Origin of the sequence: Paraburkholderia sp. DD10 (assembly GCF_049177125.1) — a bacterium.
In the GTDB taxonomy this organism is placed as follows: Bacteria; Pseudomonadota; Gammaproteobacteria; order Burkholderiales; family Burkholderiaceae; genus Paraburkholderia; species Paraburkholderia terricola.
In genome coordinates this window covers 2462901-2487349 of record NZ_CP185392.1, presented here as the reverse complement: position 1 = coordinate 2487349, position 24449 = coordinate 2462901, and the positions used below count along the sequence as shown (strand labels likewise).

21 protein-coding genes are annotated in these 24449 nt (G+C 64.3%); 7 read left to right on the top strand and 14 right to left on the bottom strand.

The annotated features are described in order from the left end of the window. Positions 1-151 precede the first annotated feature (151 nt). On the bottom strand, positions 152-307 hold the full coding sequence (locus ACOCG7_RS11345; protein ID WP_159442542.1) for a hypothetical protein: 156 nt from the start codon (positions 305-307) through the stop codon (positions 152-154). A gap of 55 nt (positions 308-362) precedes the next feature. Here ACOCG7_RS11345 and ACOCG7_RS11340 point away from each other — a divergent pair, with 55 nt between their 5' ends. The 4 genes from ACOCG7_RS11340 (at position 363) to ACOCG7_RS11325 (ending at position 8042) form a co-directional block, all read left to right on the top strand. Then, a complete protein-coding gene (locus ACOCG7_RS11340) occupies positions 363-2693 on the top strand; it encodes a bifunctional diguanylate cyclase/phosphodiesterase (protein ID WP_073427374.1) in 2331 nt (776 codons plus the stop codon). Positions 2694-3056: 363 nt separating this feature from the next. Further along, positions 3057-4352 (top strand): MFS transporter, encoded by a 1296-nt coding sequence (locus ACOCG7_RS11335; protein WP_421375503.1) that lies wholly within the window; start codon positions 3057-3059, stop codon positions 4350-4352. A gap of 19 nt (positions 4353-4371) precedes the next feature. Then, positions 4372-6795, top strand: coding sequence for a TIM-barrel domain-containing protein (locus ACOCG7_RS11330; protein ID WP_073427376.1), 2424 nt, complete (start codon positions 4372-4374; stop codon positions 6793-6795). Positions 6796-6854: 59 nt separating this feature from the next. Next, the gene (locus ACOCG7_RS11325; RefSeq protein WP_073427377.1) at positions 6855-8042 is read left to right on the top strand and encodes a porin; all 1188 of its coding nucleotides are present in this window, start codon (positions 6855-6857) and stop codon (positions 8040-8042) included. A gap of 125 nt (positions 8043-8167) precedes the next feature. Here ACOCG7_RS11325 and hpaI read toward each other — a convergent pair whose 3' ends face one another. The 7 genes from hpaI to ACOCG7_RS11290 are packed head-to-tail and all read right to left on the bottom strand — an operon-like array spanning position 8168 to position 14176. Beyond that, on the bottom strand, positions 8168-8971 hold the full coding sequence (hpaI, locus tag ACOCG7_RS11320) for a 4-hydroxy-2-oxoheptanedioate aldolase (RefSeq protein ID WP_073427476.1): 804 nt from the start codon (positions 8969-8971) through the stop codon (positions 8168-8170). Positions 8972-8981: 10 nt separating this feature from the next. Beyond that, complete coding sequence (gene hpaH / locus ACOCG7_RS11315) at positions 8982-9785, bottom strand: 2-oxo-hept-4-ene-1,7-dioate hydratase (protein ID WP_073427378.1); 804 nt, start codon at positions 9783-9785, stop codon at positions 8982-8984. Between the two features lie 41 nt (positions 9786-9826). Then, positions 9827-10225, bottom strand: a complete 399-nt coding sequence (locus ACOCG7_RS11310; RefSeq protein ID WP_073427379.1) for a 5-carboxymethyl-2-hydroxymuconate Delta-isomerase — start codon at positions 10223-10225, stop codon at positions 9827-9829. Between the two features lie 17 nt (positions 10226-10242). After that, positions 10243-11106 (bottom strand): 3,4-dihydroxyphenylacetate 2,3-dioxygenase, encoded by an 864-nt coding sequence (hpaD, locus tag ACOCG7_RS11305; RefSeq protein WP_073427380.1) that lies wholly within the window; start codon positions 11104-11106, stop codon positions 10243-10245. A 58-nt stretch (positions 11107-11164) separates the two neighbouring features. After that, positions 11165-12622, bottom strand: a complete 1458-nt coding sequence (gene hpaE / locus ACOCG7_RS11300; protein WP_073427381.1) for a 5-carboxymethyl-2-hydroxymuconate semialdehyde dehydrogenase — start codon at positions 12620-12622, stop codon at positions 11165-11167. 25 nt (positions 12623-12647) lie between these two features. Continuing rightward, entirely contained in the window at positions 12648-13406 is a 759-nt protein-coding gene (locus ACOCG7_RS11295) for a fumarylacetoacetate hydrolase family protein (RefSeq protein WP_073427382.1), read from the bottom strand. Then, positions 13403-14176, bottom strand: coding sequence for a fumarylacetoacetate hydrolase family protein (locus ACOCG7_RS11290; RefSeq protein ID WP_073427383.1), 774 nt, complete (start codon positions 14174-14176; stop codon positions 13403-13405). Before ACOCG7_RS11290 ends, ACOCG7_RS11295 begins: the two co-directional genes overlap by 4 nt. Positions 14177-14356: 180 nt before the next feature. On the opposite strand from ACOCG7_RS11290, the gene hpaR reads away from it, so the two are divergent. Beyond that, the gene (hpaR, locus tag ACOCG7_RS11285) at positions 14357-14761 is read left to right on the top strand and encodes a homoprotocatechuate degradation operon regulator HpaR (RefSeq protein ID WP_073427477.1); all 405 of its coding nucleotides are present in this window, start codon (positions 14357-14359) and stop codon (positions 14759-14761) included. A 31-nt stretch (positions 14762-14792) separates the two neighbouring features. Here hpaR and ACOCG7_RS11280 read toward each other — a convergent pair whose 3' ends face one another. The 3 genes from ACOCG7_RS11280 to ACOCG7_RS11270 all read right to left on the bottom strand — a co-directional run bounded on the left by ACOCG7_RS11280 (position 14793) and on the right by ACOCG7_RS11270 (position 17656). Beyond that, the gene (locus ACOCG7_RS11280; protein WP_073427384.1) at positions 14793-15941 is read right to left on the bottom strand and encodes a DSD1 family PLP-dependent enzyme; all 1149 of its coding nucleotides are present in this window, start codon (positions 15939-15941) and stop codon (positions 14793-14795) included. Between the two features lie 24 nt (positions 15942-15965). Beyond that, positions 15966-16622 (bottom strand): HAD family hydrolase, encoded by a 657-nt coding sequence (locus ACOCG7_RS11275; protein ID WP_073427385.1) that lies wholly within the window; start codon positions 16620-16622, stop codon positions 15966-15968. Positions 16623-16750: 128 nt separating this feature from the next. Further along, positions 16751-17656 (bottom strand): LysR family transcriptional regulator, encoded by a 906-nt coding sequence (locus ACOCG7_RS11270; RefSeq protein ID WP_073427386.1) that lies wholly within the window; start codon positions 17654-17656, stop codon positions 16751-16753. A gap of 273 nt (positions 17657-17929) precedes the next feature. Here ACOCG7_RS11270 and ACOCG7_RS11265 point away from each other — a divergent pair, with 273 nt between their 5' ends. Further along, on the top strand, positions 17930-19009 hold the full coding sequence (locus ACOCG7_RS11265) for a hypothetical protein (RefSeq protein WP_073427387.1): 1080 nt from the start codon (positions 17930-17932) through the stop codon (positions 19007-19009). A gap of 72 nt (positions 19010-19081) precedes the next feature. Here the strand turns inward: ACOCG7_RS11265 and ACOCG7_RS11260 are convergent, their stop codons facing one another. Further along, positions 19082-20488 (bottom strand): MFS transporter, encoded by a 1407-nt coding sequence (locus ACOCG7_RS11260; RefSeq protein ID WP_421375496.1) that lies wholly within the window; start codon positions 20486-20488, stop codon positions 19082-19084. Positions 20489-20820: 332 nt separating this feature from the next. Here ACOCG7_RS11260 and ACOCG7_RS11255 point away from each other — a divergent pair, with 332 nt between their 5' ends. Continuing rightward, a complete protein-coding gene (locus ACOCG7_RS11255; RefSeq protein WP_073427389.1) occupies positions 20821-22344 on the top strand; it encodes a CoA-acylating methylmalonate-semialdehyde dehydrogenase in 1524 nt (507 codons plus the stop codon). Between the two features lie 105 nt (positions 22345-22449). On the opposite strand, the gene ACOCG7_RS11250 is transcribed toward ACOCG7_RS11255, so the two are convergent. Further along, on the bottom strand, positions 22450-23226 hold the full coding sequence (locus tag ACOCG7_RS11250; protein ID WP_073427390.1) for an alpha/beta hydrolase family protein: 777 nt from the start codon (positions 23224-23226) through the stop codon (positions 22450-22452). Beyond that, positions 23223-24365: a DUF3182 family protein gene (locus ACOCG7_RS11245; protein WP_073427478.1), complete on the bottom strand. Its 1143-nt coding sequence runs from the start codon at positions 24363-24365 to the stop codon at positions 23223-23225. Before ACOCG7_RS11245 ends, ACOCG7_RS11250 begins: the two co-directional genes overlap by 4 nt. Positions 24366-24449 lie beyond the last annotated feature (84 nt).

The following is a 24449-nucleotide window of genomic DNA, read 5'->3' as shown; positions in this document are numbered from 1 at the left end:
TTTGGCTTGGTTATCGCACGACAGGGGATTTTATTGAGATAGTCTATAGAGTGAATGGAGAATCAATTTCAAAGGGAAAAGTAAAACCGAGAAATGGAATTGGTGCGTACAGGGCTATGAAGATTATTGGCCGGATTGGGCTTGAATTTTTTCATTCGATGGCATAAAGACTTTCGCGACCGAATTGTTGAATCGCCCCGCGCATGCATGCGACTACTTCGGACAAAGCGGCGTTTTTAACAATCTCGCCAGTCGTTGCCGAAACCTGCCGGTTCTTTTTTTGCGTGAAGGCATAAATATTGGTCATACGATTGCCGATATACAGTGGCAGAGTGACCTGGACCCGCCTGATATTCATCAATATGCCTTTTACCTCAACGCAGAAACCGCCCGATTCAGGCTTGCGCGAACGCTTTCACCGGCGATCGCTGGAGCACCAGCGTCCGCTCTCGACCGTGACGATGGCCTTCACGGTTGTCGCGTTCCTTTGCTTCGTGGCGGCGCGCGACCTCGTCGACGGTCCGGCCGTGCCGCTGGCCTACCGGCTGACGTGCGCGCCGGTGCTCGCGCTGCTGGTGCTGGCGATCCCGCGCGCAAAGTCGACGTGGTTGTTCGGCGCGATCGGCGTCGCGTATTCACTGGTGCTGACGGCGGGCATTGCGCTTAATATCGTCGGGGTCCAGCAGCCGCTGTTATGGGCGCTGCCCGCGATGGTGGTCATACCCATCTGCGCCGCGCCTTTGTGGCTCACGCCAACGCATTACTTCGTCGGCAGCGCGCTGTTCTATGCCGCCGCGTTCGCCTTGCTGTCCGGCGAGCCGCGCACGCACGACCTCGACGTGGTCGCGTGGATGTGGATCGCGGCGATCGGCATGCCGACGTCGGCCGTGTATCACTTCGGCTTTTACCGGTTCCGGCGCAATCACTTCTTGCTCGAGAGCCAGCTCGCGCAGCTCGCCGCGACCGATCCGCTCACCGGCTTGCAAAACCGCCGCTCGTTCGTCAAGCAGGCCGAGCGTCGCCTCGACAATTCGCAGCCGGGCGCGCGGGTTAGCGCGATCTTTCTGGACATCGACAACTTCAAATCGCTGAATGACCGTTTCGGCCATGCTGCCGGCGACCAGGTGCTGTACCAGGTCGCCCAGGCGCTGATGGAGGAAACCGCCGCCGAAGACAGCGTGAGCCGGGTCGGCGGCGAGGAGTTCGCGGTGCTGCTGCAGGACGGTCTCACGGGCGCGCTCCAGACGGCCGAGCGGCTGCGCGGCGCGATTGCCGCGATCGAGCGGCCGGACGGCTATCTGACCGCGAGCTTCGGCGTGGCCGAGCATCGCAGCGGCGAGACCATCATGGCGCTGCTCGATCGCGCCGACGAAGCCTTGCTGCGCGCCAAGCACTCCGGCAGAAACCGCGTGTGCGCCGAACGCGCGCCGCCGTTCGAGCCGTTGCAACTGCTTGCCGGCGAGGCATCCGCGCAAGGCGGCGCGGCGGCGCGCTACCGGTGGGAGGATTACTATCTCGCCTCGCATTTTCAGCCGCTCTATAGCTTGTCGCATCAGAAGCAGGTGGGCTTCGAGGCGTTGCTGCGCGGCGAGCAGGACGACGGCACGCTCGTCCCGCCGATGGTGCTGTTCGCACCGAGACCGTCCAGCGACGAAGGCGCGCTCGACCGCGCGAGCCACGCGGTGCATCTCGCCCACGCGCGCACCCGATTGCCCGCCGAGGCGTGGCTCTTCCTCAACATCCTGCCGGCCACGTTCGTCGCGGATGGCTATGCCGACAAGCTCGCGGCAATGGTGTGCGCGGTCGGCCTGGAACCGGAACGGGTGATTCTCGAGATTCTCGAGTCGCACGGCGGCAGCGTCGACGATATGTCGCGGGCGGCGGCCTTGTATCGCGCGCACGGCTTCCTGATCGCCGTCGACGATTTCGGCGCGGGTCAATCGAATCTCGACCGTCTGTTCCGTATCCGGCCGGACCTCGTCAAGCTCGACGGCGAACTGATTCGCGCGACGGGACACGGCATCGAGCAGCCGATCCTGCCGAAGCTCGTGTCGCTGCTGCATCATGCCGGGATGCTGGTGGTGGTCGAGGGCGTGGAGACCACGGAGGAACTGATTCTCGCGGTGGAGTCGAACGTCGATTTCGCGCAAGGCTACCTGCTCGGCCGGCCGGCCGCGGAGATCGCGCCGCCGGAGTCGGTGCGCCGGCGCATCGATGACGCGTTCAACGTGATCGCGCAGGGGCGGGCGCATCAGCATGCGTTGTTCGAGTCGGAGGTCGAGCCTTACCGGTCCGCGTTGCGCCTCGCCGCCGACGCGTTGCTGCGCGGCGTCGCGATGGAGGAGGCGTTTGCGTCGCTCGCCACGTTCGAGCGTTGCGTGAGCTGTTTCATTCTCGACGATGCCGGCCGGCAGATCGGGCGCGAACTGCCGGGGCCGGCGTGGCGTAGCGAGGTCGCCTCGCTGCATCCGGTGGCCAATCCTCGCGATGCCCGGTGGGATCATCGGCCTTACTTTCGGAATGCGGTTCTGTTGCCTGGCGTTGCCGTGGCGAGCAACCCGTATCTTTCCCTCGCGAGCGGCAGGCCGTGTATCGCGGTGACGCTGGCGGTGCAGTTCGCCGCCGGGCGCTCCGTCATTGGAGTGGAACTGGATTGGTCGGCGCTCGGCTTGCCCTGGCCCGCCGGCGACTGAGCCGTCCGCTGCTTCGTTCTACCGGCTGCTTCAAGCGCCGCGTCCCGACTTCCTCCCGTTTTTCTGTTGTTCCCCTCCACCACGCTCGTCAATGATCACGCCTTTGTTCGAATGAACATGCGCGTGCGGATGACATTAACGTAAGTCGTCAGATGACATAGGCAGAATGCTCGCTCTCATATGGTATTACGCGCTGAAAACCGCATATTTCGTTCGAAAAACATGGTTTACCCGAGTATCAACGATCGAACAAATTGATATGATGTCCGACCATAAAAGGACAAAAATTGTTCGTTTGCGAACAAGGACATCACTGCCGGCGCGCTGCGCGCTGCTTGGCACCGAGACAAATGGAGGAGCATCTTGCGAAAAATCGTCGGTCTACGCTGGTGGATCATCGCGCTGGTTTGCCTCGGCACGATCGTCAACTACCTGTCGCGCAACGCGCTCGGCGTGATGGCGCCGCAGTTGATGACGCTGCTGCACATGGACACCAAACAGTACTCGTATGTCGTCGGCGCATTCCAGGTCGGCTACACGATCATGCAGCCGGTGTGCGGTTTGATCATCGACCTGATCGGTCTGCGGCTCGGCTTCGCGCTGTTCGCGTGTCTGTGGTCGCTGGTCGGCTGTCTGCATGGCTTCGCGACCGGCTGGGTGTCGCTGGCGGCGCTGCGCGGCCTGATGGGGCTGTCGGAAGCGGTCGCCATTCCCGCGGGCATGAAAGTGGTGGCCGAGTGGTTTCCGAATCGCGAGCGCTCGGTGGCGGTCGGCTACTTCAATGCGGGCACGTCGCTGGGTTCGTTGTTCGCACCGCCGCTCGTCGTGTTCCTCTCGTTGCGCTACGGCTGGCAGAGCGCTTTCGCCGTGACGGGTGCGTTGGGTTTCGTGTGGGCGGCGGTCTGGTTCGCGCTGTATCGCTCGCCGGCCGATCATCCGCGTATTTCGCCGAAAGAACGCGACAAGATTCTCGACGGCCAGCCGCCGGTTGCGTTGTCGGGCGAGGGCGGGCATCGCGTGCGCAAGGTGCTCGGCACGCGGCGTTTCTGGGCCATCGCGCAGGCGCGTTTCTTCGCCGAGCCGGCATGGCAGACCTTCAGTTTCTGGATTCCGCTCTATCTCGCCACCGAACGCCACATGGATCTGAAGCACATCGCCATGTTCGCGTGGCTGCCGTTTCTCGCCGCCGACCTGGGCGGCCTGTTCGGCGGTTATCTCTCACCGTTCCTGATGAAACGGTTCCGCATGCCGATGATCGCCTCGCGCATCGCCGGCGTGGTGCTCGGCGCGTTCATGATGCTCGGGCCGGCCTGCATCGGACTCGTGGCGTCGCCGTATGAGGCGATCGCGCTCTTCTGCGTCGGCGGCTTCGCGCACCAGATGATCTCGGCGCTCGTCAACACGCTCGCCGCCGACGTGTTCGAACCCGGCGAGGTCGGCACGGCGAGCGGCTTCGCCGGCATGGCGGCGTGGATCGGCGGCCTCGGCTTTTCGCTGCTGGTCGGCCAGCTTGCCGGCTCGATCGGCTATACGCCGCTGTTCGCCGCCCTCGGCGCGTTCGACCTGATCGGCGCGACCTTGCTCATCGTCCTGATGCGCGGCGTGTCGCGCGACGCGCAGCCGCATCCCACCGATCAAAGCGCGAGCGCGTCCGCCTGACCTTGGATAAAGACACATCATGGCTTCGTTGAAAAATCGTCCGCATTTCTCGCTATCCGCTCGCACCGGCAACACGATCGTTCTGACGGCGGCGCACAACTGCCGGATCGAGCTGTTCGTGCTCGCCGACGACATCGTCCGCGTGCTCGTCTTGCCCGATGGCGAACTGCATGGCCCGCGCTCGTGGGCGATCGCGCCCGGCATGGAGGACGTGCCGCTCGAAGGGCGCGAGCGGCGCGACCTGAGCGGCTTCGCCGCCACGCCGCACAGCGTGTCCGACGACGGGCGCAGTGTCGTGATCGAGACCGCTTGCATCCGCTTGACGGTGGCGCGCGACGGCGGCTTCTGCTCGTGGGCGATCCGGGACGGCGGGCAAGACGGCGCATGGCGCCACGTCATGAGCGATCGCAAGACCCAGGCGTACAACTTCGGCTGGTGGGATTCGCGCGTGTATCACTACGTCGAACGGCAGCGCGGCGAGATGTACGTGGGCCTCGGCGAACGGGCCGGCTCGCTCGATCGCGCGGGGCAGCGCTACGAGATGCGCAACATCGACGCGATGGGCTATAGCGCGCGCGGCACCGACCCCCTGTACAAGCACATTCCCTTTTACGTGACGTGGCAGCCGGAAACGGCGACCGGCTTCGGCCTGTTCTACGACACGCTGGCCGATTGCCGTTTCGACATGGGCCGCGAGCTCGATAACTATCACGGGCACTACCGGCATTTCGTCGCGGAACACGGCGATCTGGATTACTACTTCATCGCGTCGGCGGGCACGCCGTTGCATGCGGTGCGCCGCTTCACGTGGCTCACCGGCCGCCCGGCATGGATGCCCAAATGGGGCCTCGGCTATTCCGGTTCGACGATGAGCTACACCGACGCGCCCGATGCGCAGCACCGCATGGCCGAATTCATCGACCAATGCAAGGCGCACGACGTGCTGTGCGATTCGTTTCATCTGTCGTCGGGCTATACGTCGATTGGCGCGAAGCGTTATGTGTTCAACTGGAACCGCGAGAAGTTTCCCGACATCGACGGCTTCGTCCGAAGCTATCTCGACGAAGGCGTGCGCCTGTGCGCGAACATCAAGCCTTGCTTGCTGCGAGATCATCCCGCGTTCGAGGAGGCGGCGCGCGCCGGTCTGCTGATCGAGTCGCGCGACGGCGAGCCGGCGTGGGTGCAGTTCTGGGACGAAGTCGGCGCCTATCTGGACTTCACGAATCCGGCCACGCTCGACTGGTGGAAGGCGCGCGTGACGGACAGCCTGTTGCGTTACGGCGTGGCCGCCACGTGGAACGACAACAACGAATTCGAAATCTGGACGCCTGACGCGATTGCGCAGGGTTTCGGCGAACCGTTTCCGGCGTGGCAGGCAAAGGTTTTGCAAACGCAACTGATGATGCGCGCGTCACGCGACGCCCAACGCGAATATGCGCCCGGGCGCCGGCCCTTTCTCGTTTCGCGCGCGGGCGGCGTCGGCATGCATCGCTATGTGCAGACGTGGTCGGGCGACAACTACACGTCGTGGGAAACGCTGCGCTACAACCTGAAGATGGGCCTCGGTCTCGCGATGTCGGGCGTGTCGAACAGCGGGCACGACATCGGCGGTTTTTCCGGCCCCGCGCCGGAGCCGGAACTGTTCGCACGCTGGGTCGCGTTCGGCATCTTCCTGCCGCGTTTCAGCATTCATTCGTGGAACGACGACGGCACCGTCAACGAACCGTGGATGCATGCCGAACTCACGCCGCGAATCGCCGCGCTAATCAAGCTGCGCTACCGGCTGATTCCCTACCTGTACGAACTGCTGTGGCAATCGCATGCTGCATACGAGCCGGTGCTGCGTCCGATGTTCGCGGAGTTTCCGCACGATCCGCGCTGCTACGTCGACGGCGACGACATGATGCTCGGCGCTTCGCTGCTCGTCGCGCCCGTGGTGGAAGCGGGGCAGAGTACGCGCGACGTGTATCTGCCGGCCGGCGCGCGCTGGGCGTCGTACTGGAGCGGCGAGGTGTTCGAAGGCGGCCAGTCGGTCAGCTTGCCCGCGCCGTTCGAGCAGCCGGTGATGCTCCTGCGCGAGGGCGGCGTGATTCCGCTGAACGTCGCGGAACAGCACTTCGGGCGCCCTGCCGATACGCGTGCGTTCATTGCCTTGCCGTTCGCGAGCGTCGGAACGGCATGCGGCGCTTGCGTGGAAGACGACGGCGAGAGCGAGGCGTGGCGCAACGGCGAGCAAGGGCGTTGGCGCGTCACGATCGACAGCGACACCGACGCGCTGCGCGTCTCGATAGCGCGCGAAGGCCACATGCCGCGCGCGCAAACGGAGGTCCAGGTGCTGGTGCCCGCAAGCGAGACGCGCGCGGCTACCTGCACGAGTGGCGCACTCGTCGCCGACGAGACGGCAGGCGGTTGGCGTCATCTGACGGTGCGACTGCACGGTTGAGAGCGCAGGCATCAACGGCCTTGCTTGAACACACACATACATACGGAGACTCACCAGCAATGAACCAGATGAAGCGCATCGGCGCCCGTGTTTTCACCCTGTCATGCGTACCGTTCGCGAGCATGGCGCTATCGACCCAGGCGGCGGCGCAAAGCAGCGTGACGTTGTACGGCGTTGTCGATAACGCGTTCGCCTACGTGAGCAACCAGCGTGGCCATTCGAACTTTTATATGAGCCAGGGCAATCTGCAGGCGAGCAAGTTCGGCCTGCTCGGCGCGGAAGACATCGGCGGCGGCACCAAGGCGATTTTCCGGCTGGAAAGCGGCTTCAATTCGCTCACTGGCGCGCAAAGCAGCGCGGGCCTCATCTTCAACCGGCAGGCCTACGCCGGCCTGAGCAACGACCGGTACGGCACGCTGACGCTCGGCCGCCAGTACACGCCGTACTTCCAGATGGTCGGCGCGCTCGGACCGACGGGCGTGCTGACCGGCGCGACCGGCGCGCACCCGGGCGACCTCGATGCGCTCGATACCACGCTGCGCTTCAACAACTCGGTCACCTACACGTCGCCCACTATTGCGGGCCTCGCATTCAGCGCGCAATACGGGCTGGGCGGCGTGCCCGGCAGCGTTGCGAGCGGCAGCAATTTCAGCGCGGCGTTCCGCTACGACTACAAGCCGTTCGCCGTCGCCGTGGGCTACCTCAAGCTGCGCGACATCGCGACGAGCCAATCGTTGGGCAGCTTCGCGATCAATTCGCCGGTCAACAGCGGCTACGCGACTGCGCACAGCGCGCAACTCCTCGCGGCCGCGGCCCGCTATACGCACGACGACCTGATGGTCGGCGTGAACTACTCGAACGTGCAATATGCGCCGGGCTCCCGATCGCTGTTCGCGAGCGAGGCGGTGTTCAACACGTATGGTTTGATTTCGACGTATCGCTTCTCGCCGGCGGTGACCGTCGGCGCGGGGTATAGCTATACGCGCGCGAGCAAGGCGAACGGCGTGAGCGATCCGGCGCGCTATCACCAGATTTCGCTCGAACAGACCTACAACCTGACAACCCGCACCACGCTTTATGCAATCCAGGCGTATCAACTGGCGCGCGGCAAGTCGTTGATCGCGGCGGGCTCCACCGGAACCAGCATTGTCGACGCGGTGGCGGTGGTCGGCGACTCGCAGAACGCCACGCCTTCGTCCGGGCCGTCGCAGTTCGTCGGCATGGTGGGGTTGCGGCACGCGTTCTAGCCGCTTTTGCCGTTACTGGAGGCGGGGCTTTCGCTGAACGGCGACGGTATGCACGAAGGGCGGCGCGGAGTGCGCCGCCTGTTTAGCGCGGTGTACGGTTCGCTGTTTCCGGTTTGCGGGTTCGATCAATACCCGCCTCTCGCCGGCATCGCCGCTTCCGCTGTCTGCTTATACGACGCGGCCAGGTCCGCCGCCGCGCGGCTCAGCAAGCCCGTATCCGTGCCGACCGCCACGAACGTGGCGCCCGCCGCGAGATACTCAGCGGCAATCGCGGAATCGGGCGCCAATACGCCCGCCGCCTTGCCGGCGCTGCGTACCGTCTCGATGCCGTTGCAAATCGCTTCGCGCACGCGCGCGTCGCCCGGCTTGCCAAGCAAGCCCATCGACGCGCTCAAATCCGCAGGACCGAAAAACACGCCGTCGACCCCTTCCACGCCCGCGATTGCCGGCAGATTTTGCATGCCTTGCAGCGTTTCCACCTGCACCAGCACGCACAATTCCCGTGCCGCTGTGTGCAGATAATCCGGTATCCGGTTCCAACGCGATGCGCGCGCCAACGCACTGCCTACGCCGCGAATTCCTTGCGGCGGATAGCGTGTCGCCGCGACGGCATCGATTGCCTGGTCGGCGGTATCGATCATCGGCAGCAGCAAGGTCTGCGCGCCGATGTCGAGCAACTGTTTGATCAACGCGCTGTCGCTGCGCACCGGACGCACCACCGGATGCGACGCATACGCGGCGACCGCCTGCAATTGCGCGAGCGTGCTGCGTATGTCGTTCGGCGCATGCTCGTTGTCGATCAGCAGCCAGTCGAAACCCGCGGTGGCGAGCAACTCGGTGACGTAGGCGTCGGCGAGCGCGGCCCATAAACCGAACTGCGGCTTGCCTTCGATCAACGCGCGTTTGAAGGTGTTGTGCGGAAGTGACATGTCGGCCAACTCAAATGAAATTCAAACCGATGCCGCCCAATGGACCGTAGTCGACATGAAACGTGTCGCCGGCTCGCGCGGGGATCGGGCTCGTGAACGAGCCGCTCAGGATCACGTCGTTCGCGTTCAGCGCTTCGTCGTATCGGGCGATCTTGTTGGCGAGCCAGGCGACGCCGGTTGCGGGATGATTCAGCACCGCGGCTGCGAGACCGCTTTCCTCCACCGCGCCGTTCTTGTACAGCAGCGCGCCGACCCAGCGCAGATCGACGTCGAGCGGCCGCACTGGACGGCCGCCCAGAACGATGCCCGCATTGGCCGCGAAGTCCGAGATCGTGTCGTAGACCTTGCGCGGCGCTTTCGTTTCGCGGTCGAACTGTTCGATGCGCGCGTCGATGATCTCCACGGCGGGGCTGACGTAAGCCGTGGCGTCGAGCACGTCGAACAGCGTGACGCCGGGGCCCTTCAGCGGCTTGCTCAAGATGAACGCGAGTTCCACTTCCACGCGCGGCGCGATGAAGCGGTCCGCGCGAATGTCCTGGCCGCTTTCGATGAACATGCTGTCGAGCAGCGGCGCATAGTCGGGTTCGTCGATCTGCGACGAACGCTGCATGGCGCGCGACGTGAGGCCGATCTTGCGGCCCTTGATTACGTGACCCTCGGCCAGCTTGAGCTTGACCCATTCGCGCTGAATCGCGTAGCCGTCCTCGACGGTCATGTGCGGGTACGCGGCGGAGAAGTGACGCAGTTGCGTGCGGGTTTTCTCGGCGTTGTCGAGTTGCGCCGCAAGCTCGCGGATGGTCTGTTCGTCTAGCATGTTGAGGTCTCCATGAGCCGCTGCATCGGCTGGGCTGGGCGCTATGGCTTGAGCCGCGCGTGCAGATTGTTGTGCTTCCACGTGCCGGCTTCGCTGAATTCATTGAGTTCGAGCGATAACGCGAGGCCCCGTTGTTCGAAGTCGGCGGCGAAGTGCTGTTTGATCAACGCGAATAACGCGTCGCCGGTCGATTTTTTAACGGCTTGCGAGCGGCCCGCGGCGATCTTCAGGTTCGCGTGCAGGAACGCGGCGTCGGGCCGGCCGTCGGCGATGCAGTACTGCGCGCAGCGCAACGCGCGCACGCGGATACCGCCGAGCGGATAAACATGCTGCTCATTCTCGCGCTGGGCGCCCAGGCAGTGAGCCAGCGTCTTGCATAATTCGCCGATGCTTTCCTCGCCGGCAAGATTGGCGCTGTATTCCAAGGTCAAATGCGGCACGTTGAACTCCTCAAAACTCAGACGGGCAGGGGCGTAACCGGAAAGATCGCGTTGATCTGGCCGGTGCCCGAACTGCCGAAATACGGCGTGACGACTTCCACCTTGCCGTCGTAACGGTCCCAGCCGAGTGCGCCGAGCAGCATCGCGGTGTCGTGCATGCCGCCTTCGCCCCAGCATTTCTCGTTGTAGAGCGGCAGCATCTCGCAGAAGGTCTTCCAGTCGCCGGCTTCCCAGAGATCGACCACCTTGCGATCCATCAATTCGAGGAACGGGCTCCAGACCTTGTGCATGAACTGCTCGGCCGTGCCGTTGTCGGCGAAATGGTGGCTCAACGAACCGCTCGCCAGAATCGCCACGGTGCCGTCGTAACGCTCCTCGATCGCCTTGCGCACCGCGAGACCGAAACGCGCGCTAGTCGCGAGGTCGTGCCACATGCACCAGCCCGCCACCGAGACTGCCTTGAAGTGCTGGTCGCCATTCATATAGCGCATCGGCACCAGCGTGCCGTACTCCAGATCGAGCGTGGTCTCGCTGTGCGCGCGGCTTTTCACGCCGATTTCGTTGGCGACTTCCGCGATCAGATTGCCGAGTTCGACATTGCCGGGATACGCGTAGGCCATGTTCTTGATGAAGTGCGGCAATTCATTGCTCGTGTAGACGCCTTCGAACTTCGGTGCGCAATTGATGTGGTATTCGCTGTTCACCAGCCAGTGCACGTCGAATACGACGATCGTATCCACACCCAGTTCGCGGCAACGCCGGCCGATTTCATGATGACCGTCGATCGCGGCCTGGCGGCAACCTCGGTGCGGACCGTCGAGTTCGGAAAGATACAGCGACGGGACGTGAGTCACTTTTGCTGCCAACGCGAGTTTGCCCATCGCGGTCTCCTTCTTTGTGTGGCGCGAGGCGAGATGCGCTCGCGCGTCGAACAGCGGTTCAGACGCCCCAACGCGGAATGTGATGCGAGCCGAGCGACACGCATACGTTCTTCGGTTCGAGGAACACTTCGTAGCTCCACGTGCCGCCTTCGCGGCCCACGCCCGATGCCTTCGTGCCGCCGAACGGCTGACGCAGATCGCGCACGTTCTGACTGTTGACGAAACACATGCCCGCTTCGACGGCGGCGGCGACGCGATGCGCGCGGCCCGTGTTCTCGGTCCAGATGTAGCTCGACAGGCCGTAGGCGATGTCGTTGGCGAGCCTGATCGCATCGGCTTCGTCGTCGAATGGAATCAGGCAGGCGACCGGGCCGAAGATTTCTTCCTGCGCGATTCGCATGCGGTTGTCGACGTCGACGAATACAGTTGGCGCAACGAAGTTGCCCTTGCGCATGGCTTCGGGCAAGTCCGGCATATCGAGGCCGCCACAGGCGAGCGTCGCGCCTTCTTTGGGACCCAGTTCGATATAGCTGCGCACTTTCGCCAGATGCCCCTGGCTGATCATCGGTCCGATGATGGTGCCGTCGGCGAGCGGATCGCCCACCGCCAGGCGCTTCGCGCGTTCGATGAAACGCGCGGCAAAGCGTGCGTAAATCGAGCGCTGCACCAGAATGCGCGAGCCCGCCGTGCAGCGTTCGCCGTTGTTCGAGAAGATCATGAACACGGCGGCGTCGAGCGCGCGTTCAAAATCGGCGTCGTCGAAAATCACGAACGGCGACTTGCCGCCGAGTTCCATCGAAAACTTCTTCAGGCCCGCGCTTTGCACGATGCGGTTGCCGGTGGCGGTGGATCCGGTGAACGACACCGCATGCACATCGGGATGCGCCACCAGCGGCTCGCCGGTTTCCTTGCCGAAGCCGTGCACGACATTCAGCACGCCCGCCGGAATGCCCGCTTCGAGCGCGAGATTGCCGAGCATCGACGCGGTGAGCGGCGACAGCTCGCTCATCTTCAACACGGCCGTATTGCCGAACGCGAGGCAGGGCGCGACCTTCCACGTGGCCGTCATGAACGGCACGTTCCACGGCGAAATCAGCGCGCACACGCCGACCGGATGAAACAGCGTGTAGTTCAGATGCGTATCGGTGGGATACGTGTGGCCGTCGACGCGCGTGCACATCTCGGCGAAGTAGCTGAAGTTGTCGGCGGCGCGCGGCACGAGTTGCTTGCGGGTCTGCGAGATGGTCTGGCCGGTGTCCTTCGTTTCAGTCTCCGAGATCTCCGGCACGTTCTTCGCGATCAGTTCGCCGAGCTTGCGCACCAGCTTGGCGCGCTCAACCGCGGGCTTGCCGGCCCACGCGGGAAACGCATCCTTGGCCGCGCGCACCGCGGCGTCCACTTCTGCCGCGCCGGCGCGCGCGACTTCGGCAAGCACCTCTTGCGTGGCCGGATCGACGGTCTCGAAGTAGTCACGCGCAACGCTCGATTTGCCGTTGATCAGATGTTCGATTCGCATTGCCTTGTCCTTTTTTCAGCCTTGATCAAACGCGGCCGAAGTCCGCGTCGGATGCAATCGTATTGACGAGACGGCCCAGTCCGTCGATCTCGCAGACCACTTCATCGCCCGCATTCACGTTGACGATGCCTTCCGGCGTGCCGGTCAGGATCACGTCGCCGGGCGCGAGCGTCATGAAGCTGCTCAGGTATTCGATCAGCGCCGGGATATCCGTGACGAGATCGCGCGTATTGCCGCGCTGCTGCAATGTGCCGTTCACGAAGGTGCGCAATTCCAGTTGCGTGACGTCCTCGACATCCGCCGCATCCACGAACCAGGGGCCCAGCACCGTGCCGCCGTCACGATTCTTCACGCGAAGGTTGGGGCGGTAGTAGTTTTCCAGGTAGTCGCGGATCGCGTAGTCGTTCGCGGTCATGTAGCCGGCCACGTGCCGCATGGCGTTTTCGCGCTTGACGTGCTGCGCGGTTCGGCCGATCACGACGGCGAGTTCGCACTCGTAATGCATGAAGGCGACATCGGCGGGGCGGCGCGTGATGCCGCGGTGACCGATCACCGTGCCCGGTCCCTTGAGGAACACCAGCGGCTCTTCCTGCTTCGTGAACTGCAATTCCTTCGCGTGCTCGGCGTAGTTCAGGCCGAGCGCGAAGATCGTGCCGACTTCGATCGGCGCGAGCCACACGAGCTCATCCTCGCGACGCACGCGGCCGTCGGCGAGGCGCACGCCGTTGGCGTCGGGCGAGGCTTCGTGAATCGCGCCGGCATATGCGACGCGGCCGCGCATCATGGCTGTTCTCCGGCTTGTTCCCGTGCGTCGATAAACGACACGTCGAGGGGCGGCCATGTACCAATGGACAGCGTGGCCGTGTCGCCGATATGGGCGACGGGCGATCCATACGGCACGCCCAGCGTGATGACATCGCCTGCGCCAAGGGTCATGAAATCGGTCACGTCCGCGAGCAATTGCGCCACGTTGCGCACCGACGACGCCGTGCTCGCCGCGAAGATCTCGCGTCCATTGAGCGAAACCTTGATCGCGAGATCGTCGGGCGCGGGAACATGACGCGCGGCAACCAACGCCGGCCCGATCACGCAAAAGCCGTCGCGTGCGCGGAATCGCACCGAAGGACGATACACGCTGGCATGCGGCACACTCAGATCGGCGACCAGCGTATAGCCCGCGATGTAATCGAACGCACGCTCCACGCTCAGCCTCGTTGCAGTGCGGCCGATCACGATGCCCAGCGAAGCGCCGACTTCCACGCCGAGTGCATCGTCCGGCACGACGACGCGCGCGCGATGCCCGGCGAGCGTGTTGCGCGGCTTCAGATACAGAACGGGCGCTTGCGGCGGCGCTTTATATGGCGGCGCGTGCAGCGCGTCGCCTAGTGCGTTCAGCGCGGCACGGTCGTTCAGCAAGGTTCCGTAGACAGCGCCGTTCACCGGCGCGCGGCAGGCAATGCCGCGTGCGAGCAGCGCGGCCACGGCGTTCGCATCCACGTCGCGCGGCAAGGCGGTGCCCTCGGGATGCAGCAGATGATCGGCAAGTGCGAACATGACTCGGCTGTCTCTTTGATAAACTACTAACATGCTAGTAGTATTGCGCTTGATATCATCCACGGTCAATAGTCTGTCGGCTGATCGCGGGTTTTCCCTTGCGCTTCGACGGTTGCCTTTTACTTATCTTCCGATATGTCCGCTCACGCCTCCAAACGAGTTTTGCACCGCAATCTGCCGATGCTGCTGTTGCGCGCCCGGGAAAAAATGATGGAGCGGTTCCGTCCATTGATTACCGCGCACGGACTCACCGAGCAGCAATGGCGCGTGATTCGCGCGCTCAACGAACACGGCCCGATGGAGCCGCGTCATATTTCCGATATCTGCACGATTTCGAGCCCGAGCATGGCCGGCGTGCTCGCGCGCATGGAGAGCATGGATCTGGTCACGAAGGAGCGTTTCGCGGAAGACCAGCGCCGCGTGCTGGTGTCGCTCACCGATACGAGCGTGGACCTGGTGCGCGTGATTTCGAAGGATCTCGAAGCGCACTATCGCGCGCTGGAGCGCAAGGTCGGGCCGGAGGTCGTCGAGCGCGTGTACCGCGCGGTCGACGATCTGCTGGCCGGCCTGGAGGCAGAGGATTAAGGAAGCGCGTGTTCCCTGGCGGCGAAGCCGCTCACCAGCCCTGAAAGCGCCGCCATTCCACGCTGTTGCCTTCCGGCGAAACGGCGTGATACTCGGGAAATTGCGCGCCGGTGGCGCAGGCGTGATTCGGCAGAATGCGCAGTTTCATGCCGATGGGAAAGCGTTGCGCGATGTCGTCGGCATGGCCGCCTTCGTCACCCGTCGCCCACGTTAATGAAAGAATCCCATGCTCCTGATTGGCGCCGCTCACCACGTAACCGGCAAGCGGCGTGCCATTCAGCAAACACGGCTGGCCGTAGCCGAAATCGTGCGATTGCCTCGACGTGCCGCGATCGCGGCTCATCGCCATCCAGCCCGCGTCGAGAATCGCCCAGCCTTTATCCGCCTGGTGGCCGATCACGGTGGCGAGCACGCTGAGCGCGATGTCTTCGAGCGCGCACACGCCCACGTTGTGCATGACCAGATCGAAGAACACGTACACGCCCGCCCGCACTTCGGTGACACCTTCCAGTTGCCCGACCGCGAGCGCGGTGGGCGTCGAGCCGACACTGACGGCCGGGCACGGAATGCCCGCATCGCGCAAGCGTTGCGCCGCGCGCACGCAGCCGGCGCGTTCCTGCTCCGCGAGCGCGGCGAGCGCCTGCGGCGTATGCAGTTCGTAGCTGGAGCCCGCGTGAGTCATCACGCCGCCAACAGTTACGCCGTTGTCATGCAGAATCCGGCCGACTTCGAGCAACGTGTCCTGTTCCGGCGTGATGCCCGAGCGGTGCCCGTCGGTGTCCACCTCGATCCACACCTCGAAGGTTTCGCCGTGCTGGTCGCCGAATGCGGCGACGGCCGCCGCGGCGGTGGGGTTGTCCACCACCAGCTTGAGGTCGCAGCCCTGGCGACGCAGCGCCAACGCTCGCGGCAACTTTGCAGGGACGATGCTGACCGCGTAGAGAATGTCGTCCACGCCCGCGGCGAAGAACGCCTCCGCTTCCTTCAGCGTCGAGACCGTGATGCCGCGCGCGCCGGCGGCGATCTGCGCGCGCACCACGTCGATACATTTGGTGGTTTTCACATGCGGACGGAACGCGACGCCCAAGGCGTTCATGCGCCCCTGCATCCGCGCAATGTTCTTCTGCATGCGGGCGATGTCGATTAGCGCGGCTGGGGTATCGATATGGTCGAGTTTCATGCTTTCGCGGAGAACGGAAGGGTTTCAGAGCGCGCCGAAGCGACTGAGCCACGGCACCAGCGAGTCGAGCGTCGGCGACTCGATTTCCGGCGACTGCGCGCCCGTCACGAGCGGCAGACCGACGTGGTTATGCCAATACGTCCGCAAGCCGATGGCGGCGGTGCCGAACATGTCGTAGCTGGAGCCGGCCACGAACGCGGCTTCGTGGGCTTGCACGCCGAGTTTTTCGAGCGCGAGCCGGTACGGCAAGGGGTTCGGTTTGTACACGCCGGCTTCTTCGGCGGTAACGATTGCGTCCCAGCCGATCGGCAAGAGATCGGCCGCCTGCTTGCCGAGGCGCGCGGAGCAGTTGGTGACGACCGCCAGTTTGCAATGCGGCTTGAGCGCCTGCAGTGTTTCCAGGGCGCGAGGCCACGGCGCGAGTTCCAGCCAGTCCGCTTCGAGCGCGAACGCGGCGGATTCCGGCAGGCCGACTTTTTCGGCCGCGTTGCGCACCAATTGTTCATACGCAATGTAGCGGCCGCAGCCATAGGTCAGGCGCAAATACGCCGCGCGCCACGCGCGACCCGCCTGCTCGGAACCCGCGGCGCGATTCCATGACGACCATGAATCGAGCAGGGCGGTCAGCAGGTCGAACAGGACAGCCTTGGGATAGGCAGCGGGGACGGCGGCGGAAGTCATGATCTGGACCGGCGGTGGACGGTGCTTCGATTATAGGGTTTCACCGCCGATACGGCGTTCAGCCAGCCTGATTCATAGATTCAATCGAACTGAATAGAGCAATTTGCATGCGAGGTGCCCCATGAATATCATCGCCGCCACGGCGGCAGCGGTCTGAATCTGGCCTGCAAATACTGCATGAAGTGACGGGTACGCGCCGGCAGCCCCGCCCGTTGATGCGTGAGCGCCATGACGTTGGCGTCCGGCGCCTTCCATCCGGGCAACAAGCGCACCAGCCGGCCCCGCGCGATGTCGTCGGCGACATCCCATTCCGAGCGCAGAATCACGCCGCGGCCTTCGCACGCCCACTGGCGGATCACGTCGCCGTCGTTGCAACTCAAATGCGCGGACACGCGCACGCTGCGGCGCGTTCTGCCCTTGCTGAATTGCCACAGCGAGACGTCCTCGTTGTTCTCGCGCAGCACGATGCAGGGCAGCTTGCTCAATTCATCCGGCGATTCCGGTGCGCCAAGGCGCTTGACGAGCGCCGGCGCCGCGCAGACGAATCGCGCATTCGGGGCAATCGCGTAACCGACGCGGTTGGAGGCCGGCAACTCGCCGATATGCACGACGATGTCGAAGCGATCCATGGTGTCCGTCAAAGGCTGATCGGACAGCGTGAGCGCCACGTCGATATCCGGGTTCTGCTGCTGGAAGTCGGCAATGGCCGGTGCGAGGTGGCGCCGTCCGAAGCCCAGCGGGCCATTGATTTTCAACGTGCCGACCAGGCCGCCACGGCGCGTCTGCACGTCTTCGAACAATGAATCGAACTGCTGGACGAGTTCGGCGCCGCGCTCGCATAGCAGCGCGCCTTCTTCCGTGAACTGCAAGCGGCGTGCCGTGCGATTCACGAGTTGCGCGCCCAGCTTCTTTTCGAGTTGCTGAAGGCGCTGGGTCACCGCCGAGGGCGACAGCCCCAGTTTTCTCGCCGCGGCGATCAGGCTGCCGCTTTCGCGGATCGTCAGCAGGAAGCGGATATCAGCCGAATCGTTCATGTCAGCGGCGTTTGAGTTCGTGAGTCTGGGAGCTTAAAGCGTTTGGGTGCGCGGTTCCAGTCCACCGTATGTCACCTCGCTCGCGTCGATGAATGCGGTGCGTCGGTGCAAGGTAAAGTGATGGCTTTTGTAACGCAGTCGACAGCCTGAACCGCTAGAGTGTGGGCTTCTGCATCGAGGCGGGCAGTCGTTGCTTTAACTTGAAGAGAAGTCCCATGCCGTTTTCAAATCGACCGTTGCGCGGCCTCTCGGTCGCGCAAAAAGGTGACCCGTATGTCGAATGATCCATCGCAACGCCAGGATGACACCGCAAGCGAAAGTGCCCTGAAACAGGGCGTATTTCTGCATACCGGCTGGCGCAGCGCCGGCACGTGGATCTGGTCGCGTCTGCGCGCGCTCGAGACGGTGACCGGCTTCTACGAACCGTTGAGCAATGTGCTCGCCGACCTGAGCTTCGCCGATGTTTCCGCTGTTCGTCCCACGCTGACCTCGGGGCATCCGCCGCTCGCCGCGCCATACTTCGACGAGTACCGCCCGTATCTGCAAGAGGGCGCGCGCGGTGTCGCCGGATACAGAAAGCGCTTCGGCACCGATCGTTTCGGCCGCGAGCCGGATGCGGAATTTCCCGCGTTGCAAGGCTATTTGCGCAATCTGTGTGAGCGCTCCGTCGAGCAGGGCAAGGTGCCGGTCTTGAAGTTTTGCCGTTCATCGGGCCGCTTGCCGTGGCTCAAGCGCGCGTTTCCCGAGGCGCTCCATGTGAGCGTGTTGCGAAATCCCGCGTCGCAGTTCGCTTCGGGGTGGCTGCTCAACCAGCAGTGGAGCAATCCGTTCTTCGTGGCCGCGCCGTTTCGCGTGCTGGGCTTGAACCAGTCGGAGCCGTTGGTCAGGCAGGCTATCGCGGTTTGCGGCGTGAGCTTGCCACCGGTCGCGCCCTCATCGGAGGACGCCTACGCGATGGCATGCGAGCAATATGCCCGCACGGCCGAAGGCAACAACGCGTATCGGGCTTTCATTGCGCTATGGATTCTCTGCGCGCTGCGCATGGCCGAGGGTGTCGATCTGCTGATCGACGTCGACCGGCTTGGGCAGTCGCGCGACTACGCGGCTGCTTTGCGCGCCGAATTCGATGCGCACACGGGCTTGTCGCCGGACTTCGCGAGCGCCCGCGATCTGGTCGAGGAGACCAAACGCAGCGCGCCGCGCATGGCCGGCATCGACGGTCGCTCGATGCGCGCCGTGCACTCCGCCGCGCTGAAATTCCTCAAGACGCACGGCGGCGCGGACACGCCCTTTGCCGAACTGATCCGCGAGAAGATGGTGCTCGCCAACGAACTGACCGAGCAATGGCGCTAGCTGCTTGCCGCGAACACTGCGAAGGCGGCGAACGCATCGACGGCCATCGCGATGCATCGCCGCCCGCTGCCGTCAGGCAACCGCTTTCTTCGCTTCGGCGATGGTCTGGGCGCGCTGCAGTTCATAGCTTTCCTTGTCGATCGGCACCGCGTTGGGTTCGCCCAGGTCGCTCAGCCTGACGCGATAATTTTCCCGCGCGCTCCATGCCGTCGCCGCCGCGAGAATGGTGATGCCGAAGGTAATCGCGCCGACGGTCAGCGGAATGTTGTGCGATCCGGGCGGCGCGACGTAAGCGAACAACGCCGGCAGCAGCGCGGTGATGGTCGTGCCGATGTTCTGGCCGATCGCCATCGCGGAGACGCGTGAACGGCTCGGGAACAGTTCGGGATAGAAGCTCGGAAACGTGGCGTTATAACCCTGGTAAATGACGCCCCACATGAGGATCGATATCACGATCGCCAGCGGCACGTTGCGAATGCTGATCGCGTACAGGTAAGCGAACGAGAGCAGTCCGGCGCCGAGCGCCCCGACGATGATCGGCAAGCGCCGGCCGATCCGGTCCGACAGATTGCCCACGAACGGAATCACCAGCACCGCGACGATGTTGCCGATCACCGGAATCCACAGATACACGCTCTTCGAAAAGCCGATGCCGTACGACGCCTGCACCGCATACGCCGCGCCGAAAATGGTGGCGACCACGGGAATCACGTTCATCAGCGAGCAGCCGACCACCCGCAGCATATCCGGCAGGTTGTAGCGGAAGGCCTCCGCGATCGGCGACTTGGGCACGGCGCCGGTGGCGTCTTCTTTCCTGAAGACCGGCGTTTCCTGCACCTCGCGGCGAATGATGTAGCCGGCAACCAGCACCAGTGCGCTCAGCAGGAACGGCACGCGCCAGCCCCACGAATTGAACGAGCTTTCCTCCATGTAATAGGCGAGCGGCAGGAACACGGCCGCGGCGAGAATCTGGCCGGCCTGCACGCCCTGCAGCGTGAAGCTGGCGTAATAGCCGCGTCGTCCGAACGGCGCGTGTTCGAGAATCATCGAACTCGCGCCGGAGATTTCGCCCGCGACGGCAAAGCCCTGGATCAGACGAAGCACCACCAGCATCGCGGGCGCCAGCAGGCCGGCCTGCTGATAGGTGGGCAGCAGGCCGGCCGCCATGGTCGAAAACCCCATCATGAACATGCAAAGCAGCAGCACGTTCTTGCGGCCGTGGGTATCGCCCCAGTGCCCGAGCACGAACGCGCCGATCGGCCGCGCGACGTAGCCGACGCCATAGGTGGCGAGCGACGCGACGATCGCGATCTTTGGATTGCCCGACGGAAAGAACAACTGCGGAAAGATGAGAGCGGCCGCTTGCGCGTAGATGAAGAAATCGTAGTATTCGAGCGCCGAGCCGATCCAGCCGCTGGCGGTGGCTTTGCGGGTCTGCGAGCGATGCTCGCGGCCGTCTGCCGATGCGTTCGTTTCCATCATTGCCTCCTGAACGGAACTGTTTTCGAGCAGCTTTCAAGGCGACTTCATTGGCGTCCTTAAAGCGAAACTTTGCAAGCCAGGACTTACGGGGAGTAGGCGGGCCGCGCCAGGTTCACCGACCAATACAGTTGTCAGGCGAAAAACAATACAGCGAGGCGCGGTTTTATTGCGCTGTATCGGGAATATGACCGGCACCGTCGATACAGTTGGCGGGTCTTGACGGAGCCTGCCGGCGAGCGCGCGGCCTTGCATACCGCGCCGTGCGGCGCGGCCCGATCTTCCTGCTTACGGCGCGGTGCTGACGCGTCGATCCCGAACGAGGTAAGGAAATGAATGTAGCGAATGAACAAGCGAAGCTGACTGTGCAGCAGTTGGGCCACTACATCGGCGGCGCGCCCGCCGCACCGGCGAGCGGCCGCTTCAAGGACGTGTTCAATCCCGCCACCGGCCAGGTGAGCGGCTCGGTCGCGCTCGCGTCGGTCGAGGAAGTGGACGCGGCGGTCAAGGCCGCCAGGGCGGCGTTTCCGGCCTGGAGCGAAACCGCGCCGCTCAAGCGCGCCCGCATTCTGTTCAGGTTCAAGGAATTGCTCAATCAGCATCACGACGAACTGGCGATGCTGATCACGCGCGAACACGGCAAGGTGTTCACGGACGCGCAAGGCGAAGTGGTGCGCGGCATCGAAGTGGTCGAGTTCGCGTGCGGCGTTCCGAATCTGCTCAAGACCGACTTCACCGACCAGATCGGCGGCGGCATCGACAACTGGAATCTGCGTCAGCCGCTCGGCGTGGTCGCGGGCATCACGCCGTTCAATTTCCCGGTGATGGTGCCGATGTGGATGTTCCCGGTCGCGCTCGCCTGCGGCAACACCTTCGTGTTGAAGCCGTCGGAGCGCGATCCGTCCGCGTCGCTGCGCCTCGCCGAATTGCTCAAGGAAGCCGGCTTGCCGGACGGCGTGTTCAACGTCGTGAACGGCGACAAGGTGGCCGTCGATGCGCTGATCGATCATCCCGACGTCGCCGCGCTGTCGTTCGTCGGCTCGACGCCGATCGCCGAATATATTCATACGGAAGCGTCGAAGCGCGGCAAGCGCGTGCAGGCGCTCGGCGGCGCGAAGAATCATCTGGTGGTGATGCCGGACGCCGATCTGGACCAGGCCGTCGATGCGTTGATCGGCGCGGCCTACGGTTCGGCGGGCGAGCGCTGCATGGCGATCTCGGTGGCGGTGGCGGTCGGCAACGTCGCCGATCGGTTGATCGAGAAGCTGGTGCCGCGCGTCGAATCGCTGGTGATCAAGAACGGCGAACACCTCGACGCCGAGATGGGGCCGTTGGTGACCGCCGAACATAAGGCCAAGGTGGCCGGTTATATCGCGTCGGGCGTGGCCGAAGGGGCGAAGCTGATCGTCGACGGCCGCGCGCATCCGGTGGCGAGCGAAGAGGGCTTCTTCATCGGCGGCACGCTGTTCGACCAGGTCGGCACGCACATGAAGATCTACAAGGAAGAGATTTTCGGCCCGGTGCTGGCGGTGGTGCGGGTGCCCGATTTCGCGAGCGCGGTGGAGTTGATCAACGCGCACGAGTTCGGCAACGGCGTGTCGCTTTTCACGTCGGACGGCGGCGTGGCGCGTGCGTTCGGCCGGCAGATCCAGGTGGGCATGGTCGGCATCAACGTGCCGATTCCGGTGCCGATGGCCTGGCACTCGTTCGGCGGCTGGAAGCGCTCGCTGTTCGGCGACCACCACGCTTACGGCGAAGAAGGCATCCGCTTCTACACGCGCTACAAGAGCATCATGCAGCGCTGGCCGGACAGCATCGCGAAGGGCGCCGAATTCACAATGCCGGTGGCGAAGTAAGGCGGCGTATAGCGGACTCATGGCGGCCTGGAGTGGCCCATAGCGCTGTACCGAACCAGCGGCCAGCGGCTCGCCGCGCGGCAAGTCGATGCCGCCCGAGCCGCCTCACCGAATCGGCGGGTTCGCTGCTTCGCCCCGGCTGCCCGCTCGCAAGCCGCCGATCATCTCGCCGAGCCACGTCACGACGAGCGCCGTGTACGCACGCTGACTGCCTTCGTCGCTCAGTCCATGATCGGCGCCGTCGATGATCCGGTAGGTCAACGAATGCGCGCTCAGGAACGCCTGCAGATAGCTGGCGATTACCGTGTGCGGCACGAACTGATCGCGCTCCGACTCGACCAGCAGCACGTCGCCCTTGAATGCCGCCGCGGCGCGCAACGCGCGATTCTCGCCGGAGGCCACGATGCGCTTTCTATAAGCGACGATGTCATGCTTGACGTGCAGCGCGCGCTTCGGAATGTTCCAGCCTTCGTCGAGATACAGGGCGGGCACGCGCATGCCGAGCCAGCGCACCGGCCGCAGCGAGGTAAGAATGCTCGCGAGGTAGCCGCCGTAACTGCTGCCGATCACCGCGATCGAATTGCGGTCGATCAGCGGATGCTTCGCCAACGTGTCGTAGGCGGCCAGCAGATCGTTGAGGTTGGTTTCGCGCGTGACCGTCTCCTGCTCGCTGCGTGTGCGCGCGTGCCCGGTCAGGTCGAACGTGAGGCACACGCAGCCGAGCGCCGCGGCCTGCCGCGCGCGTTCCAGATACTGGTCCTGATTGCCGCCCCAGCCATGCACGAAGAGCACGCCTGGCACGGTCGTCTTCGGCGCGAGGATGGTCGCGTCGAGATGACCGGTTTCGATGGGTATTTGCACGCGGTATCTGTCCGCCGTCATGTTTCGCTACTCCCGTCTACCGTATAAAACTTCGTGATTTCGCCCGCCTGCGGATCGGTGCCGTGATAGATCAGGCACGCGTCCGCGGGCACCTCGGCGTGCGCGCCATAGATTTCCCACGTCGACGCCCGCACCGTGTGCGCGTTGCGGTCCGCCTGGAGCACGCGCAGCGCGCCGATTTCCGCGCCGCTCGCGCCGCCCAGCCGCCACGACTGTTCGAGCACGCCGCAATAGTGCGTGCCGTTCGCGTCGGCGCCCCAGCCCACGTCATAGTTGCGCCGCGACGCGTAGAAGCCGGCGTAGTACTTTTGCACGCAGGCATCGAACGCGCGCGCCCGGGCAATGGCCTCTCGAACGTCGTCCGCCATGTCGAGACGCGCGAGCGCGTCGAAATCGCCGCGCACGACGACGAGGTCCGAGCCGCCGTACACATGATGACCGTGGTTGTTGACCGTCAGTCTCTGCACGCCGTGATAGCTCGCCACCAGGCCGTCGAGCGTGACGCGGCCGACACTCAGCGTCTCGATGTTCTCCAGATGCCGTTCGACGACGACGCCCTCGGCCCGCAACGCAGCGTCGCCGATGTCGTCGAGTTCGGCGGCGAGCTGCTCGCCGGTTTCCACGAGCGCTTGCCCCGCGCCGCCGATGCCGTAAGGCCGCTTGATGCGCACCCGCCCGCCCGGCCACAGCAACGCGGCGGCGTCGAGCGCGTCGTCCCGCGAGAACGCCGCGTAGCCCGGCAGCACGAGTCCGCGAACCTGCTCGCTGAATTCACGCGACCAGCCTTGCGGCGCATGCCGCGCGCCCGGCGGCAATTCGTGCGCGATCAGCTTCGTCGCGACGAACGGATACGGCACCACGCCGCCGTACAGATCGCGCTCCGACGCGACGCCCAGCTTGCGCGCTTCATCCACGGTCAACGTGTCGTCGGGGACCAGGTAGCGGTCCGCCGAAACGATGCACGCGTCATCGACGTTGCCAGCAAGTTGCGCGCCTTTCAGTTCGGCGATCTGCCGGGCAAGCTCCCATTGGGTGTCGAGTTCGTGACCGCCGCCCGCCGCTTTGCGGCCCTGGCTGTACACCAGCACGATGGGGACCGGCGGTGGCGCGGGTAATGCAGAAGCCGCTGATGCGTCCATGTCGCGCTCCCGATGCGAACGATAGGCTGCCGCGACACCGCGCGCCGAGCGCCGGCATGCCGCGTTGCTTTCATTACGCAAACG

Bases quoted from the DNA above. Each gene is read 5' to 3' on its own strand.
- ACOCG7_RS11330 (WP_073427376.1), top strand. From the start codon at position 4,372: ATGGCTTCGTTGAAAAATCGTCCGCATTTCTCGCTATCCGCTCGCACC.
- ACOCG7_RS11250 (WP_073427390.1), bottom strand. From the start codon at position 23,226: ATGACGGCGGACAGATACCGCGTGCAAATACCCATCGAAACCGGTCAT.
- ACOCG7_RS11340 (WP_073427374.1), top strand. From the start codon at position 363: ATGCCTTTTACCTCAACGCAGAAACCGCCCGATTCAGGCTTGCGCGAA.
- hpaR (WP_073427477.1), top strand. From the start codon at position 14,357: ATGCTGCTGTTGCGCGCCCGGGAAAAAATGATGGAGCGGTTCCGTCCA.
- ACOCG7_RS11345 (WP_159442542.1), bottom strand. From the start codon at position 307: ATGACCAATATTTATGCCTTCACGCAAAAAAAGAACCGGCAGGTTTCG.
- ACOCG7_RS11255 (WP_073427389.1), top strand. From the start codon at position 20,821: ATGAATGTAGCGAATGAACAAGCGAAGCTGACTGTGCAGCAGTTGGGC.
- hpaD (WP_073427380.1), bottom strand. From the start codon at position 11,106: ATGGGCAAACTCGCGTTGGCAGCAAAAGTGACTCACGTCCCGTCGCTG.
- ACOCG7_RS11295 (WP_073427382.1), bottom strand. From the start codon at position 13,406: ATGATGCGCGGCCGCGTCGCATATGCCGGCGCGATTCACGAAGCCTCG.
- ACOCG7_RS11325 (WP_073427377.1), top strand. From the start codon at position 6,855: ATGAACCAGATGAAGCGCATCGGCGCCCGTGTTTTCACCCTGTCATGC.
- hpaI (WP_073427476.1), bottom strand. From the start codon at position 8,971: ATGTCACTTCCGCACAACACCTTCAAACGCGCGTTGATCGAAGGCAAG.
- ACOCG7_RS11265 (WP_073427387.1), top strand. From the start codon at position 17,930: ATGTCGAATGATCCATCGCAACGCCAGGATGACACCGCAAGCGAAAGT.
- ACOCG7_RS11280 (WP_073427384.1), bottom strand. From the start codon at position 15,941: ATGAAACTCGACCATATCGATACCCCAGCCGCGCTAATCGACATCGCC.
- ACOCG7_RS11290 (WP_073427383.1), bottom strand. From the start codon at position 14,176: ATGTTCGCACTTGCCGATCATCTGCTGCATCCCGAGGGCACCGCCTTG.
- hpaH (WP_073427378.1), bottom strand. From the start codon at position 9,785: ATGCTAGACGAACAGACCATCCGCGAGCTTGCGGCGCAACTCGACAAC.
- ACOCG7_RS11275 (WP_073427385.1), bottom strand. From the start codon at position 16,622: ATGACTTCCGCCGCCGTCCCCGCTGCCTATCCCAAGGCTGTCCTGTTC.
- ACOCG7_RS11245 (WP_073427478.1), bottom strand. From the start codon at position 24,365: ATGGACGCATCAGCGGCTTCTGCATTACCCGCGCCACCGCCGGTCCCC.
- ACOCG7_RS11270 (WP_073427386.1), bottom strand. From the start codon at position 17,656: ATGAACGATTCGGCTGATATCCGCTTCCTGCTGACGATCCGCGAAAGC.
- hpaE (WP_073427381.1), bottom strand. From the start codon at position 12,622: ATGCGAATCGAACATCTGATCAACGGCAAATCGAGCGTTGCGCGTGAC.
- ACOCG7_RS11260 (WP_421375496.1), bottom strand. From the start codon at position 20,488: ATGGAAACGAACGCATCGGCAGACGGCCGCGAGCATCGCTCGCAGACC.